Source organism: Nocardia otitidiscaviarum NBRC 14405 (assembly GCF_000308635.1).
GTDB classification, from domain to species: Bacteria; Actinomycetota; Actinomycetes; order Mycobacteriales; family Mycobacteriaceae; genus Nocardia; species Nocardia otitidiscaviarum.
Genome location: NZ_BAGD01000022.1, coordinates 63,048 through 78,276, shown reverse-complemented (window position 1 = coordinate 78,276; position 15,229 = coordinate 63,048). Strand labels below are relative to the sequence as shown.

Here is a 15,229-nt window from a genome sequence, read left to right as displayed (position 1 = left end):
GGGACCACCGCCATCCACAGGGTCAGGTGCAGCGGGTTCACCCCCTCGGTATCCGCCATCGCCAGCCGCGATCCGATATTGCCGAATGCCCAGCTCAATCCACCGGCCAGGGTGAGCAGCAGGGGCAGCAGCGCCGCGTAGTGCGCGCGATCCCATCCGATGACCGCCATCCCGGCCATGGCCACGGCAATGCCGACCAGCTGGATCGGACGCAGCCGCTCGCGCAGCAGCAGTGCGCCGAGCAGAACGGTGAACGGTGCGGAAGACTGCAACACCAGGGAGGACAAACCGGTCGGCATCCCAGCCCGCATGGCGGTGAACAGGAAGGCGAACTGCAACACCCCGAACCCGGTGCCGTACATCAGCAGATACCGCCAGGGCACCCGCGGCCGCGGCACGAACAGCAGTACCGGCACCGCGATCACCGCGAACCGCAATCCCACGAAGAAGAACGGCGGGAAATGATCCAGGCCCACCCGAATCGCCAGAAAGTTCAATCCCCACAGCACCACGACGGTGAGCCCGATCAAGCGGTCACGACTACTCATGCACGCATCGTGAAGCGTTCTATAGGTAAGAACAATCGAATTGTTGTGCACTAATAGTGTAGTAAGACTGAATTATGCCGCAGCACAACCCGCCGACCACCGGCGATACCCCCGCCGCCGAATCGGCACCAGAGACCGACGCCACAGCCGCCACCGCACCGCCCGGCACGCAACCCGGCATCCCCGGAGCCGAGCCCTCACCCGTCACCACGGGGCCGGACACGCGCGCACGCATCACGTCACCACCGCCGACCATGCGGCCCCAGGTCCGCATGGGCTCCGCACCCGAAGCCAGCGGGCGGTCCGATACCGCTGCGGGTTCGCCGCACACCACCGGTTCGCCGCCCACCTCGCGACCCGACTCGCCCGCGGGTAGCGCCACGCCCGGACCTGTCCACACCGATACGCCGGTGAACACGGCGGCAACCCAACGCCCAACGAGGTTCGATACCGCCGACGGTCCGATCGCCTCCACGGAGACCTCGCTACCCGTGGCGGGTGCGCGGGCGAATACCGCGCGGCGGTCGGCGCGTGCGGAGGGCAAGGCGGCGGCCGGGAGCGGCCTGCCCAGGACCGTACGGCCACCTCGACGGGTCGGCGGCGCGACCGTCCCGGCGCAGAATGCGGCGGGGCGGACTCCGCCGGACAGTACCGACGCGGCGGAGGGGAAGTCCGTGCCGTCCGGGATACCGGAGCGGACCGGGTGGGCGCGGCGGGTGGTGCAGCCCGCGGGCGGGGCGATGGCGGTCGAGCGGCTGCGGGTGCTGCGGGAATTGGCGGATCGCGGAACCGTGGCGGCGGTGGCGGCGGCGCTGTCCATGACACCGTCGGCGGTGTCGCAGCAGTTGAAGGTGCTGGCGCGGGAGGCGGGGGTGGCGCTGCTGGAGCCGGACGGGCGGCGGGTGCGGCTGACCGATGCGGGGCGGGCACTGGTGGTGCGCGCCGACGAGGTGCTGGCGGCCATGGATCGGGCCGTCGCCGAGATGGAGTCGTACCGCGGCTCGCCGCGCGGGCAGGTGCGGGTGGCGTTGTTCCCGTCGGGGGCCGCGCTACTGCTGCCGCGGGTGCTGCGCGAACTGGCGGGCAGCGGTGTGGACGTGGTCGCCGCCGACGAGGACCTGCCGCCCTCGGAGGTGCTGCGGCTGCTGGCGGACTACGACGTGGTGCTCACCCACCGCGACGAGCACGCGCCGTCCGTGGCTGGGCCGCGGGTCGACTCCCGGGTGCTCATGCGGGAGCCGATCGATGTGCTGGTCGCGCCCGAACACCGGCTGGCCCGCAGCGGCGCGGTCGTGCCCGCCGAACTGGCCGATGAGGAGTGGCTGTCGGTGCGCGGCGGCTTTCCCGTCGACGACGTCTTGCGCTCCATCGCCACCGTCACCGGCGTGCAGCCGCGAATCACCCAGCGTCTCAACGACTTCTCCGTGATCGAGGCCATGGTCGCGGCCGATTGCGGCATCGCCCTCATGCCCCGCTTCGCCGTCCGCGACCCGAACCTGGTCATGCTGCGCCTGGCCGGTGTCCGCGCCGCCCGCCTCTACGACCTGGCCACCCGTCCGCACGCCGACCGCCGCCCCGCGGTCGCCGCCGTCCTGGCCGCCTTCCGCACCGCCGCGCAGCAGGCCACCGCCGCCGACAGGCCCCGCTGACACCGCAGGGGCACAACCGAATACACCGGTAGTGCCGCTGTCGCGGTACGCGGGGCGCGCCCTGTCAACGCGGCGGCTGGTAACCCCGCTGCTGGATGGCGTGGTAGCCGAAGTCGTCGGCGACCATGGCGGCCAGTTCCAGGAGTGCGCGGCGGGTCGGCTTGCTGACCAGCTCCAGGTCGATCTCCGCACCCTCGGCCAGGTGGTCGTCGAACGGCACCACCTGAACAGCGCGGGTGCGGTCCAGGAACAGCTTGCGCAGCTGGTCCAGGTCGACGGTCGACGAACCCTTGCGAGAGGCGTTGACCACCACCACGGTTCGCTCCACCAGCTTGTGGTAGCCGTGGTGGTCCAGCCAGTCCAACGTGGCCGAGGCCGACCGGGCGCCGTCGATGGCGGGCGAGGTCACCAGCACCAGCGAGCTGGCCATATCCAGCACACCGGCCATGGCGGAGTGCATGAGGCCGGTACCGCAGTCGGTGAGGATGATGTTGTAGAACTGCTGCAGGATGCCGATGGCCTTGCGATAGTCGGCCTCGCTGAACGCCTCGGAAACCGCCGGATCCTGTTCGGAGGCAAGCACTTCCAGGCGGCTCGGAGCCTGCGAGGTGTGCGCCCGCACATCCGAGTAGCGCGTGATGTGGTTGTCCTCCAGCAGATTCCGCACGGTGGAGCGGGTCTGCCGCGGCACCCGGTGCGCGAGCGTACCGAGGTCGGGGTTGGCGTCGATGGCGATTACCCGGTCACCGCGCAAGGAGGCGAAGGTGGAGCCGAGACCGACTGTGGTGGTGGTCTTTCCGACGCCACCCTTGAGCGACAGGATGGCGATCCGGTAGTCGCCGCGCACCGGCTGGTTCACCCGGTCGACGAGTTCGTTGTGGATGATGTCCGCGGGCGACTCGCCCGGATTGATGGCACCGCCCGACATCTTGTGCACGGCACGTCGCCAGCCGCCGCGCGGCGCGCGCCGGGCGCGACGCAACAGGTTCAGGTCGTTGACCGAGTGACCCGGCGGCGGCTGCTGCGGCCCACCCTGCTGCGGAAAGCCCTGCGGCGCTTGGTTCCACCCCGGCTGCTGATAGTTCTGCCCGGGCTGCTGCTGGAAACTCTGCTGCTGCGGCGGCGGCTGCTGCGGCGGCGCGGGCGGCGGCGACCAGCTGTAGATCGGGCCGCCGGAGTGGTCCGCACCCGCCGGGGCCTGCCCGCTCTGGCCCGGAGCGCCGAAATGCTCGGTCTGCTCACCGCCGGCGGACTGATCGCCCGGCTGGTCGAAGACCCGGCGCACCATGCCGTCGGCGCCGATCTCCTGCCGGATCTCCCCGTACGGGGTCTCCTGCCGGATCTCGCCGTACGGTCCGGACTGCGGGCCACCTTCGCCCGCACCGGGATTGAAGCCCGGCGGCGGGTACGCGCCGGTGGGCGGAAAGCCCGGGCCGCCGGGCGGGGCCCACGACCCCTGCTCGGGTGCCGGGTACGCGCCGGTATTCGGGCCGGGCGGGAACTGCCCGTTCGGTCCGTACGGATTCGGTCCCTCGCCCGGGGCTCCGGGCGGGGCGAACGAGCCCTGGAACGGCCCCTCACCCGGCGGACCGGGCGGGGCGAACGGCCCCGGCTGTGGGAAGCCGCCCGACTGCCCGTGCGCGAACGGCCCGTCGGGCTGGAACGCGGTGGTCTGGTCGATGGAGTCGGGCACCGGCGGGAAGAACCCGGACCCGGACTCCGGCTCCGCCTCGCCCGCGGGTTCCTTCGCGTCGACGGCATCGTCGGCGGTCTCGGCCGCCGAATCCTGGTCATCGGCATGCACCGCGGCGTCGGCCGCGGCGGATTCGTCGGCGTCCGGCCCCTGCAACCAGGGCGGCGAGGTCGAATTCTGGTCTTTCGTGGTCACGTGTCCCCCATCTGTTCGACGGCGCGAACAGAGAGCTCGGCGCTAGTGCGTTCCAACGCTAGCATCACCCACTCACCCGCACCCGATACTGTGGCGCTCGCCCGCCTCCCCGCGCCTTCAGCGCATGGCTCAGAGCCGTCGTCGGTCGTGCATGCGTGCCGGCGGTTGGGTGCCGACAGCGATTTTGGACGTACCCGGCGAGTTACCCCGACCCTGACGAGATCAGCTGTCCTGTTCAGAACCCTGCGGTGGTGTTCTGTTCGGAGCGTGGCCGCCCAGGGTTGCGGTGGTGGGCGGCCGCCGTGTCGTGCAGGATCGGGGTCGTTGTCGCCGTCAGGGGCGCTGGGCGCGGTTCACCGCCGAGACCACGGCGCGCAGCGAGGCGGTGGTGATCGAGGTGGCGATGCCGACGCCCCAGGTCACGGTGTCGCCGATGGCCACCTCCACATACGACGCGGCCTGGGCGTCGTCACCGGCGGACATGGCGTGTTCGGAGTAGTCCAGGATGCGCACGTCGTAGCCGATGCCGGACAGGGCGTCGACGAAGGCCGCGAGCGGGCCGTTGCCCTCGCCGGAGATCTCCTGTTCGACGCCGTCCACCTTGACGACGGCCTCGATGTGGTCCACACCGTTGTCGGTCTCCGAGGCGGTGACCCGCTGCCGGATGCGCTCCAGCGGCGTGATCGGGTTCAGGTACTCCTCGGCGAAGACGTCCCACATCTCCTTGGGCGTCACCTCGCCGCCCTCACCGTCGGTGATCTTCTGGATGGCCTGCGAGAACTCGATCTGCAGGCGGCGCGGCAGCACCAGCCCGTGGTCGGTCTTCATGATGTAGGCGACGCCGCCCTTGCCGGACTGCGAGTTCACCCGGATGACGGCCTCGTAGGTGCGGCCCACGTCCTTGGGGTCGATGGGCAGGTACGGGACCTCCCAGGTGATGTCGTCGACATCGGCGTTCGCGGCGTCGGCGGCGGCCTTCATGGCGTCCAGGCCCTTGTTGATGGCGTCCTGGTGGCTGCCGGAGAAGGCGGTGTACACCAGGTCGCCGCCGTACGGGTGGCGTTCGGCCACGGGCAGCTGGTTGCAGTATTCGACCGTGCGCCGGATCTCGTCGATATTCGAGAAGTCGATCTGCGGGTCGATGCCGCGGGAGAACATGTTCATGCCCAGCGTCACCAGGCAGACGTTGCCGGTGCGCTCGCCATTGCCGAACAGGCAGCCCTCGATGCGGTCCGCGCCGGCCTGGTAGCCCAGTTCGGCGGCGGCCACGGCGGTGCCGCGGTCGTTGTGCGGATGCAGCGACAGCACGATGGAGTCGCGGCGGGCCAGATTGCGGCTCATCCACTCGATCGAGTCGGCGTACACGTTCGGGGTGGCCATCTCGACGGTGGCGGGCAGGTTGATGATCAGCGGCTTCTCGGGGGTGGGCGCGATGATCTCGGAGACCGCGTCGCACACCTCGCGGGCGTAGTCCAACTCGGTGCCGGTGTAGGACTCCGGGCTGTACTCGTAGCGCCAGTTGGTGTCCGGGTAGCGCTGCTCGATCTCCAGGCACAGCGTGGCGGCGTCGGTGGCGATCTTCTTGACGGCCGCGCGGTCGGCGCGGAACACCACCCGCCGCTGCAGGACGGAGGTCGAGTTGTAGAAGTGCACGATCACGTTGGGCGCGCCGTTGCACGCCTCGAAGGTGCGCTCGATCAGTTCGGGACGGCACTGGGTCAGCACCTGAATGGTGACGTCGTCGGGCACCGCCCCGTCCTCGATGATCTCGCGGACGAAGTCGAAGTCGGTCTGCGAGGCGGACGGGAAGCCCACCTCGATCTCCTTGTAGCCCATACGCACCAGCAGGTCGAACATGCGGCGCTTGCGGGCCGGGCTCATCGGGTCGATGAGCGCCTGATTGCCGTCGCGCAGGTCGACGGCACACCAGGAGGGCGCGCGGTCGATGACCTTGTCCGGCCAGGTGCGGTCGGGCAGGGTGATCGGCTCGACCTCCTCGGCGAAGGGCCGGTACCGGAACACCGGCATGGAGGAGTTCTTCTGCCTGTTCCAGGCGGGCTGGTCGGCGGGCGCGGGCTTGGACGGCTGCGTGATGGTGCGCGTGCCGGATACAAAAGCGTCAGCGGGTGACATGCGTGTTCTCTCCGAAGTGTGACTGGATCCCAGTGTTATGGGTTGACCGGCACGGCAGATCCCCGCGACAGGAGCCGGTCCGAATCAGACCCCGTCGCGGCGGCAAAGGAGAAGTGCCCGCTGCATGATGATCGGAGTTTACAGGTCGGCAATACGCCGACGGAAGCGGGGGCGAGGCGCGCCACACCGCGCGCCACGCGTTCACTGCCGCTCGGCGCAGAGTTCGTGGATGAATCGCATCTTGTCGAGCACCGGCTCGGCCAGCACGAACGGGTAGAGATCGCGGTGCCCCATGGACCGGTTGAGCATATTGAGCGCCCAGGCCAGCGGCAGCCACAGGTCGATGATGCGATCGAAGCCGGAACGGCCCACCTGCGGGCGGTCCAGAGTGGCCCCGGCGGGGGCGAATCCGCAGGCGGCGGCGGTATCGAGGGTGTCGCGGATGTGCAGGTAGTGGGCGAAGGTCTCGGCCCAGTCCTCGGCGGGGTGCATGGTGGCGTAGGAGGAGACGTGGCTGTCCTCCCAGCCGGGTGGCGCACCCTCGGCGTAGTGGCGGTCGAGAGCCTGCTGATAGTCGGCGAAGGGGTCGCCGAACAGTTCCCGGAAACGGTCGAGGGTGTCGCCGGGCGGCGCGTCCCCGGACGGATTGTGCGGGGTGAGCCGCTGCACCAGGACCGGGAAGTAGTAGTGGCCGATCTCATGGCGGAAGTGGCCGAGCAGGGTGCGGTAGGGCTCGTCCATCTCGACGCGGAGCTGTTCGCGGTGCACGTCGTCGCCCTCAGCCAGGTCGAGGGTGATGACGCCGTTGTCGTGGCCGGTGAGGACCTGCTCGTCGGCGCTGGAGAGCAGGTCGAAGGCGAGGCCGCGTTCCGGATCGGTGTCGCGGCCGACCAGCGGCAGCCCGAGTTCGGCGAGTTCCACGATGAGGCGGCGCTTGGCGGCCTCCGCCTCGCCGAAGGCGGTGAGCCAGGTGCCGTCCAGTGGTTCCGGGCGGGTGCGGGTGAGGCGGCAGGATTCGCACAGCACACCGCCCTGGACCACCGGAACGATCCAATTGCATTGCGCCAGATGCTGATTGCGGCACAGCCGGAATCGGTTCGCGTCGACGGTACCCTCGGATTCGCCGGTCGGCGCCAGCACCACCAGGGTGCGGTCGGCCAGGCTGAAGCCGAGTGGACTGCCGCAGCTCAGGCACAGGGAGTTCTCGAAGGCCAAGCGCTGGCCGCACTGTGGACAGCTGAAATCTCGCATCTCACACCTCGATCGGCGCCATATCCACCGACACCGCGATCGTGGATTCCTTGGCGTCGGTGTAGATGATGCCCCGCAGCGGCGGCACATCGGCGTAGTCCCGGCCCCAGGCCAGGGTGACATAGCGGTCGTCGGCGAACTGGTCGTTGGTGGGGTCGAAGCCGATCCAGCGACCAGGGTCGTCGGGGTCGTCGCCGCCGGGCAGCCAGACCGCCGTCCAGGCGTGGGTGGCGTCCACGCCGATCAGGCGTTCCCGGCCGGGCGGCGGACGGGTGGACAGGTAACCGGAGACGTAACGGGCCGCCAGCCCCTGGGAACGCAGGCAGGCCGCGCCGATGCGGGCGAAATCCTGGCAGACGCCCTCGCGGGCGGCGAAGACATCCGCGACGCGGGTGGTGACGGTGGTGGAGCCGGAGGTGTAGGTGAAGTCGCGGTGGATGCGGGAATTCAGTTCGGCGACCGCGTCCAGCAGCGGGCGGCCGGGTGGAAACGATTCGGCGGCATAGGCTTTCACCTCGGGTGTGATCTCCGGCGGATGCAGGTCGAGGGCGAAGTCGACCGCCAGCGGGCCGCGCTTCCCGTCGGGGCGCGCGGACTCCCAGGGCGGTGTGCCGCGCGGATGTTCCGGGCGCGTCACCTCCACCACCGACTCGCCGGTCACCTCCAGGCGGCGGTGTTCGGCGGTGACGTGGAAGTACAGGGTAATATTGCCGTACACGTCGACGCCGACCGAGCGGTCCGACGGCACCGGGTCGATGCGGATCTCGTGGGCGTGCAACCGCTGCCCCGGGAATTCGCGCGGCGACAGGTAGGCCCGGCCGTAGGAGCTGCCGACCGCGTCGGAGTAGGTGTAGATGGTGCGGTGCAGCACGCGGTAGCGGCGCGGGCTCGCACCGTCCGCCGCCCGTTCCGAGTGGTCGCGCACCTCGCTCATCCGACCACCCGGGTGCTGCCCCACAGCGGCTGAATATCACGCGGCACGGAAAGCCGGGTGGCTTCGAAGGATTCGGCGAACGTGCGCAGCCGCAGGTGCAGACCGTCGAGCAGGTCCACCAGGTCGGTGCGACGACCCTCGGCATCGGTGGCCTCCAGATCGGCCGGATCGAGCCGCCGCAGCATGCGCCGCGCATCCGCCAGCAGCCGCTGCGGGCGGGTGGTGGCCGAACCACCCGGCAGGGCCACCAGCTCGGCTTCGACGCGTTCCAGCTGATAGGCCAGCGACCGCGGGTTGGCGGCATCGAAGAGCAGCAGTTCGGCCACCGCCGCCACCCGCAGCGAATCCCGGTGCCGCCGACGGTAACTCACCGACGACGCGGTCGCCTGCAGCACGGCCTCGGTGAGCACCCGGCTGATCCCCGGTGGATGCGTTTCGGCGAACGCCGCCGCCAACAGCGCCGTCACGGCCAACCCCCGTTCGATGCGTCGCCCGATGTCGAGCACCTGCCACCCGGTATCGCGCACCATGATCTCCGCGTCGATCCCCGCCAGCGACTCCAGCCCCGACAGCACCCGTGCGTGCACCTCGCTCAGGGCCGCCACCCGATCCCCCCGCGTCGTCCGATACTCGGCGAACGCCCGGTCGATGGCGCCCAGGGTCGCCCAGACGCCCGGCGTCACCTGATCTCGCACCGCCCGAGCGGTATTCGCATACCGCTCCACCGCATACGCCAACGCCCCCGGCAGCTCGCGATCGATGGTCAGGGTCACCAGATACCGATGATCCCGCCACGACGCCCCGGGCAGCGCGATCGGCTCCGTCGGATGTTCGAATGAGCCGTGCCGCCGAATCCGTTGTGCCGTAGGGGATTGCCGCGGCGGTGACGGGCGGTCGGTCGGTGCTGCCGAACCCGTGCGCTGGGACTGTCCGCCGGGGCCCTGCACCTGCTCGGCCGCCATCGCGCGACCGGAGGCCGCATCCGGCGCGGATGCCTCTCGCGGGTGTGTCTCCGAGTCCGTGGGCGAGTCCGGCGCTGCGGCCTCGGACAGGGGGTAGGGGGTGCCGGTGAGGCGGGAGAGGGCGGTGACCAGGGTCGGCATGGCTTCGGCGCCCTCGAGCCAGGGGCGGTAGCGGTAGTCCTGGTAGCGGTCGTGGACGGCGGTGAGCAGGCGGACGGTGGCGTCGGCGCGTTCGCTGTAGCGGCCCAGCCAGAACAGGTCGTCGAGGACGCGGGGGGAGTTCACCGCCTCGTGTGCGGCGGCGGGGGTGGGGCGTTCGCGTTCGTCGGGGATCTCGGCGGCGGGGACGGGGGTGGGGGCGGTGCGGACCCAGATGTCCTTGGCGGCGGCCTCGGAGACCTCGGCCCGGGGCGCGCCACCGTGGTGTAGTTGCCCCAGCCCACCCGCCATGGCGCGGTAGCCGACCCGGCCCGCCAGCGAGAACAGCCGCAGCGCGACGGGTGCGGCGGCCAATCCCCCGCGCCCGGTCACGGCGGGGGCGACCGAGAAGCGGGCCGGTTCCTGACCGACCCAGCGCCACCCCTCGGCCTCGATGCGGGCACGCCACCGCTGCACCTGCGCCCGCGAGAGCACCGGGCCGAAGACGGTGCTGTCGTCGACGGTCGAACGCAGGATGAGCCGATCCAGATGCGCGATGAGATGCGCCCGCTCGAGATCGTCACCGCCCCAATAGGACGGCACGCCGGGCAGTTTCAAGTCCTCGTCCAACAGCGCCCGCGACAACCGCGGCAGGAACGACGCCAGCGCCGGACTCTCCAGCAACCCGCTGCCGAGCGTGTTCACCACCGTCACCGCGCCGCGCCGCAGCACCTCCACCAACCCGACCACGCCCAGCCGCGAATCCGGCCGCAGGTCCAGGGGATCGGAGAATTCGGCGTCCACCCGGCGCAGCACCACATCGACCTGTTCCAGCGTGCCCAGCGACCGCATCCACAACCGCCCGTCCCGCACCACCAGATCGGCGCTCTCCACCAGCGGAAAGCCCAGCACCGACGCCAGATACGCCTGATCGAAGGCGGTTTCGGAATGGACGCCGGGGCTGAGCACCACGACCACCGGCTCCTCGTCCCCGGCCCGCGGCGCGGCCTCCACCAGCATGAGGCGCATGGCCCGGACGAAGGGGGTGAGCGGGCGCGGGCTGGCCAGCTCGAACGCCTCGGGAATGGCGGCCGAGACCACGCGGCGGTCGGCCAGCGCGTAACCCGCCCCCGAGGGCGCCTGCGCCCAGTCCGCCAGCACGCGGAACTCGCCGTCGCTCCAGCGGCTGACGTCACAGGCGTGCAGGAACAGCTGTTGCCGTCCGGGCAGGGCGATCCCGTGTGCGGCACGCACATACCCGCGGTGTCCGAAGACCAGCTGTGGCGGCAACAGGCCCTCGGTGAGGGTGCGCCGCGCGCCGTACACATCGGTGAGCACCGCGTCCAGCAGGCGCGAGCGCTGCACCAGCCCCGCCTCCAATCCGGTCCAGTCGTCCGCGGAGACCAGCAGGGGGATCGGGTCCAGCCGCCACGGGGTCGCCGCCGTCGGTTCGGCGCGATCCGGATATCCGCTGATCTCGGTGTAGGTGATGGCGTCGTCCTCGATGAGCCGCCGCACCCGGGTGTCCATGCGGTGCAGTCCGGAACGACCCTGGTCCAGGAATTCGGCGGACAGTTCGGTCCACATCGGCCGGACCCGGCCGGCGTCGTCGACCAGTTCGTCGAAGTAGCCGGGCGTGGGCAGGCCGCAGGCGTCCACCGCTCCGGTATCCGCCGCTGCCGCACGGTATTTCGCGAATTCTTCGGCCACCTCCCGGCGGGCCGCGACCTTGTCCCAGCGGTCGGGTCCGTCGGCGGCGCCGGGCTGCGTCGGGTCGAGCACTGTCACCGCCACCACTTCCCAGGCTTGCCTACCGGTCGCCGACCACTCCCCACACCGTCCGCGCCCGCCGCAGATCCAGGATCCCGGGCGCACCGACATCGGTGGCCTGTATGGCCATTTTGGCACGCAGATCGGCGATATCGACGGGTCCCGAAGTATGTCCGGAAGATTCGAACCGCCGGTTGCGCCGCGATTGCGCCTCCACCGCGTTCACCGGAGGCGCGTCGTAGGCCCGGCCACCCGGATGCGAGACGTGATAGGTGCAGCCGCCGCGCGAGAGTTCCGACCGGGTGTCCACCACATCGAAGACCAGCGGGGTGTCCACGGTGATGGAGGGGTGCAGGGCGTTCGGCGGCTGCCACGCCCGGTAGCGCACGCCCGCCACCTGCACATCCGCCTTCCCGGCGGGCAGCAGCGGCACCGGGTGACCATTGCAGGTGACCAGGTAGCGGCCACGGTCCGCGCCGACCAGCCGTACCTGGAGGCGCTCCACCGAGGAGTCCACATAGCGGGCGGTGCCGCTGGCGGTGGTCTGCTCACCGAGGGTGTGCCACGGTTCGACGGCGGTGCGCAGTTCCAGTTCCATATCACCGAGTACCACCGTGCCGATGCGCGGAAAACGGAACTCGGCGAACGGGTCCAGCCAGCTGGTGTCGAAATCGATGCCGTGCACGCGCAGGTCGGCGGCGACCTCGGCGATATCGGCCAGCAGATGGTGCGGCAGCAGGTAGCGGCCGTGCAGATTCGCGCCGTGCCGGATGAGCGGCGCGGTGTACGGACGCTCCCAGAACCACAGCACCAGCGCTCGGACCAGCAGGGACTGCACCATGGCCATGCGGAAATGCGGCGGCATCTCGAAGCCTCGCAGTTCCACCAGGCCGAGGCGGCCGCGCGCGGAGTCCGGGCTGTAGAGCTTGTCGATGCAGAACTCGGCGCGATGAGTATTGCCGGTGAGGTCGGTGAGGAGGTGGCGCAGCGCGCGGTCCACCAGCCACGGTGCCGCGCCCACCGCGTCCGCGCCGCTGCCGCCGCACAGGCGGGCGATCTCGGCGAAGGCGATCTCGAGCTCGTACAGCACGTCGTCGCGGGCCTCGTCCACGCGCGGGGCCTGCGAGGTGGGGCCGATGAATCGGCCGGAGAACAGGTAGGACAGGGCCGGATGCCGCTGCCAGTAGGTCAGCATGGAGACCAGCAGGTCCGGGCGGCGGAGCAGGGGGGAGCGGGCGGGGGTACGGCCGCCGAGGGTGATGTGATTGCCGCCGCCGGTGCCGCCGTGGGTGCCGTCGATATCGAAGGTCTCGGTGGTCAGCCGGGCCAGTCCGGCCTGCTCGTACAGGGTTTCGAGCAACTCGGACTGGGCCGCGAAGGAGCCGGTGGGCTGGATGTTCACCTCGATCACCCCCGGGTCCGGGGCGATGGACAGGGCGTGCAGGCGGGGGTCGGTGGGTGGCGGGTAGCCCTCCAGCACGACCGGATGCCCGACGTGTGTCACCGCCGCCTCCACCCGGCGCACCAGATCGAGATAGGCGTCGAGATCCTCCACCGGGGGGAGGAATACGCACAGCCGACCGTCCCGCACCTCGGCCACCAACGCGGTGGTGGGCGCGCGATCGGCAGGCTCCACCACGGCGGCGGGGTTCGATGCCGTGCCGTCCGCACCGAAGGACTGGAGCACGATCGGATCCGGCTCCGGTCGCACCGGCGGCGTCCGCCAGGAGATCGACCCCAGCGGCAGCCGCAACCCGGCCGGAGAATCCCCTTCGGTCAATACGATTCGCCCACGCCGTAGCCGCCAGTCCGCACTCGCCCACCCACCCTCGTCACCGCGCCGGTGCAGCGGCAGCACGTAGGCGGCGGGCTCGTTCACCGCCGCGTCGAGCCGCGCCAGCAGCGCCTTGCGCGCCTGCACCGAATCCTCGCCCGGCGCGAGATCGTCCTCGTCCTGTACCGGTTCACCTTCCGGCGCACGGGCTTTCGCCGCGACACGCAGCAGGGGATCCTCATAGGCGGCCCGCACCTGCGTGGTCGGCAATCCCAATCCAGCCGCCACGTGCGCGATCACCGCCCGCGCGGCTTCCGCGTCGGCCCGCCGAGCGCGGCGCACCACGTCGTTCGGGGCCGACTCGTCGGGCGGTCCGGCGGCCTGTCCGTGCCGGGCGGCGAGCTCGGCTGCAGGCGGGAGCCAGGGGTCGGCGAGGAGGTCGGGGCTGGTCCAGAGGGGATGATTGTCGGCGCGCCAGAGCAGGGCTATCTCCCAGCGGGGCAGAGGTTCTCCGGGGTACCACTTGCCCTGGCGGTACTGGGTCAGGCCGGTGGGGGCGTAGATGCGGCGCAGGCGGCGCGCCAGGTCGGCGGCGCGTTCGCGTTTGTGCGGGCCGTCGGCGGCGGTGGTCCACTCGGGGCCGGTCCGGTCGTCGATGGAGACGAAGGTGGGTTCGCCGCCGAGGGTGAGGCCGATATCGGCGGCGGCCGTGCGGGCGTCGACGGCCGCGCCGGTGGCGGCGATGCGGGACCACTGGGTGTCGGTGTAGGGCAGCGTGACCCGGGGGTGCTCGTGGATGCGGCGAACGGTATTGGAGAAGTCCAGGGTGGCCCGGACCGGGTCGGTCGCGCCGGTGATGGGCGCGGAGGAGACCGGATGCGGGGTGGCGGCCAGTGGAATGTGGCCCTCGCCCGCGAACAGGCCGGAGGTGGGGTCCAGGCCGATCCAGCCCGCTCCGGGCACGAAGACCTCGGCCCAGGCGTGCAGGTCGGTGAAGTCGACCGGCGGGCCGGAGGGCCCGTCGAGGGAGGGCGCGTCCTGGGCGAGCTGGATGAGGTAGCCGGAGGCGAAGCGGGCGGCCAGGCCGAACCCCCGCAGGATGGACACCAGCAGCCAGGCCGAATCCCGGCAGGATCCGAGTTCGGCGCGCAGGGTGTGGTCGGGCGTCTGCACACCCGGTTCCATCCGGATGGTGTAGGCGACATCGCGGTGCAGCGCCTGATTGAGCGTCACCAGGAAGTCGATGGTGCGCGGCCGGCCCGCGGGTGGATGGCGGCGCACCCAGTCGCGCACCAGTTCCCCCGGGCCGGAGCCGGTCTCGCCCTCGTCCACGGGGCGCAGATAGGGTTCCAGGTCGACCGCCAGGTCCGGCGGATATGTGAACGGGAAGTGCTCGGCGAACTCCTCGACGAAGAAGTCGAACGGATTCACCACATCCAGGTCGGCGATCAGCCCGACCACGATGTCGAGGGTGCGCGCGGGCTCGCTGAACACCAGGCGCGCAAGGAAATTCCCGAACGCGTCCTGCTGCCAGTTGACCCAGTGCTCGGCGGGCGTCACCCGCATCGAATACGCCTCGATGGTGGTGCGCGTATGCGGTGCCGGGCGCAGCCGCACCACATGGGGATGGATCCGCACCGGCCGCTCGAAGGTGTAGGTGGTGCGATGTTCGAGGGAAACCTTGATTCCCATAACCAAGTTCACCACGCCGGCCCCGGCAGCACCCCCGGATCAGCCCACAGAACCCACTTCACGCACCGCTTTTCGCCCGCACCGCGCCCCGGGGTACACGACACGCCCGGCACTCCCCCGACATCAGACATTTTCCGGACAGTCCGGACGACACGCCGCGGATTCCCGCGACTGTCGGTGCCGAGTGCTAGGACGTAGGGAACGGTTGAAGGAGGCTTCATGGCCAACTCGGTCTGCTCGTCCTGCACATCGGCCCTCGACCACTGTCACGGCACCCTGGTCGAACACGCCGACCGATCGGTGGAATGCACCGACCCCGACTGCCCCGACTCCGCCCACGCCCGCCACACCTTCATCGTGGACTGCGGCGACATAGCGGGCGGCTGCCAGTGCACACACCCCGAGTCCACCGCCGAGACTCTCCACCTACGCCGAACCAGCTGACCGCCGACTCACCGCCCAACGAACCCCACCAGCCCTTCCATCCCAC

Annotated in this window: 9 protein-coding genes; 2 read left to right on the top strand and 7 right to left on the bottom strand. The window is 70.6% G+C overall.

Going from position 1 to position 15,229, the window contains the following annotated elements:
• Positions 1 to 548, bottom strand: a 548-nt coding sequence (locus ON31_RS02005; RefSeq protein ID WP_039808720.1) for an EamA family transporter, incomplete at its 3' end; no start/stop codon positions are given.
• 740 nt (positions 549 to 1,288) lie between these two features.
• Here ON31_RS02005 and ON31_RS02000 point away from each other — a divergent pair.
• Positions 1,289 to 2,197 (top strand): LysR family transcriptional regulator, encoded by a 909-nt coding sequence (locus ON31_RS02000; RefSeq protein ID WP_029932826.1) that lies wholly within the window; start codon positions 1,289 to 1,291, stop codon positions 2,195 to 2,197.
• 64 nt (positions 2,198 to 2,261) lie between these two features.
• Here the strand turns inward: ON31_RS02000 and ON31_RS35380 are convergent, their stop codons facing one another.
• The 6 genes from ON31_RS35380 to ON31_RS01970 all read right to left on the bottom strand — a co-directional run bounded on the left by ON31_RS35380 (position 2,262) and on the right by ON31_RS01970 (position 14,739).
• Positions 2,262 to 4,085, bottom strand: coding sequence for a MinD/ParA family ATP-binding protein (locus ON31_RS35380; protein WP_081592161.1), 1,824 nt, complete (start codon positions 4,083 to 4,085; stop codon positions 2,262 to 2,264).
• Between the two features lie 333 nt (positions 4,086 to 4,418).
• On the bottom strand, positions 4,419 to 6,218 hold the full coding sequence (gene leuA / locus ON31_RS01990; protein ID WP_039808683.1) for a 2-isopropylmalate synthase: 1,800 nt from the start codon (positions 6,216 to 6,218) through the stop codon (positions 4,419 to 4,421).
• Positions 6,219 to 6,419: 201 nt separating this feature from the next.
• Entirely contained in the window at positions 6,420 to 7,469 is a 1,050-nt protein-coding gene (locus ON31_RS01985) for a zinc-binding metallopeptidase family protein (protein WP_039808681.1), read from the bottom strand.
• A 1-nt stretch (position 7,470) separates the two neighbouring features.
• Positions 7,471 to 8,403 (bottom strand): transglutaminase family protein, encoded by a 933-nt coding sequence (locus ON31_RS01980; RefSeq protein WP_039808679.1) that lies wholly within the window; start codon positions 8,401 to 8,403, stop codon positions 7,471 to 7,473.
• Positions 8,400 to 11,291: a circularly permuted type 2 ATP-grasp protein gene (locus ON31_RS01975; protein ID WP_306306407.1), complete on the bottom strand. Its 2,892-nt coding sequence runs from the start codon at positions 11,289 to 11,291 to the stop codon at positions 8,400 to 8,402. The genes ON31_RS01980 and ON31_RS01975 overlap by 4 nt, the downstream gene beginning before the upstream one ends.
• Before the next feature lie 22 nt (positions 11,292 to 11,313).
• On the bottom strand, positions 11,314 to 14,739 hold the full coding sequence (locus tag ON31_RS01970; RefSeq protein WP_039808677.1) for a transglutaminase family protein: 3,426 nt from the start codon (positions 14,737 to 14,739) through the stop codon (positions 11,314 to 11,316).
• 219 nt (positions 14,740 to 14,958) lie between these two features.
• Between ON31_RS01970 and ON31_RS01965 the strand changes: the two genes are divergently transcribed.
• On the top strand, positions 14,959 to 15,183 hold the full coding sequence (locus ON31_RS01965; RefSeq protein ID WP_039808675.1) for a hypothetical protein: 225 nt from the start codon (positions 14,959 to 14,961) through the stop codon (positions 15,181 to 15,183).
• Positions 15,184 to 15,229 lie beyond the last annotated feature (46 nt).

Bases quoted from the DNA above. Each gene is read 5' to 3' on its own strand.
- ON31_RS01965 (WP_039808675.1), top strand. From the start codon at position 14,959: ATGGCCAACTCGGTCTGCTCGTCCTGCACATCGGCCCTCGACCACTGT.
- ON31_RS02000 (WP_029932826.1), top strand. From the start codon at position 1,289: ATGGCGGTCGAGCGGCTGCGGGTGCTGCGGGAATTGGCGGATCGCGGA.
- ON31_RS01980 (WP_039808679.1), bottom strand. From the start codon at position 8,403: ATGAGCGAGGTGCGCGACCACTCGGAACGGGCGGCGGACGGTGCGAGC.
- ON31_RS01985 (WP_039808681.1), bottom strand. From the start codon at position 7,469: ATGCGAGATTTCAGCTGTCCACAGTGCGGCCAGCGCTTGGCCTTCGAG.
- leuA (WP_039808683.1), bottom strand. From the start codon at position 6,218: ATGTCACCCGCTGACGCTTTTGTATCCGGCACGCGCACCATCACGCAG.
- ON31_RS01970 (WP_039808677.1), bottom strand. From the start codon at position 14,739: ATGGGAATCAAGGTTTCCCTCGAACATCGCACCACCTACACCTTCGAG.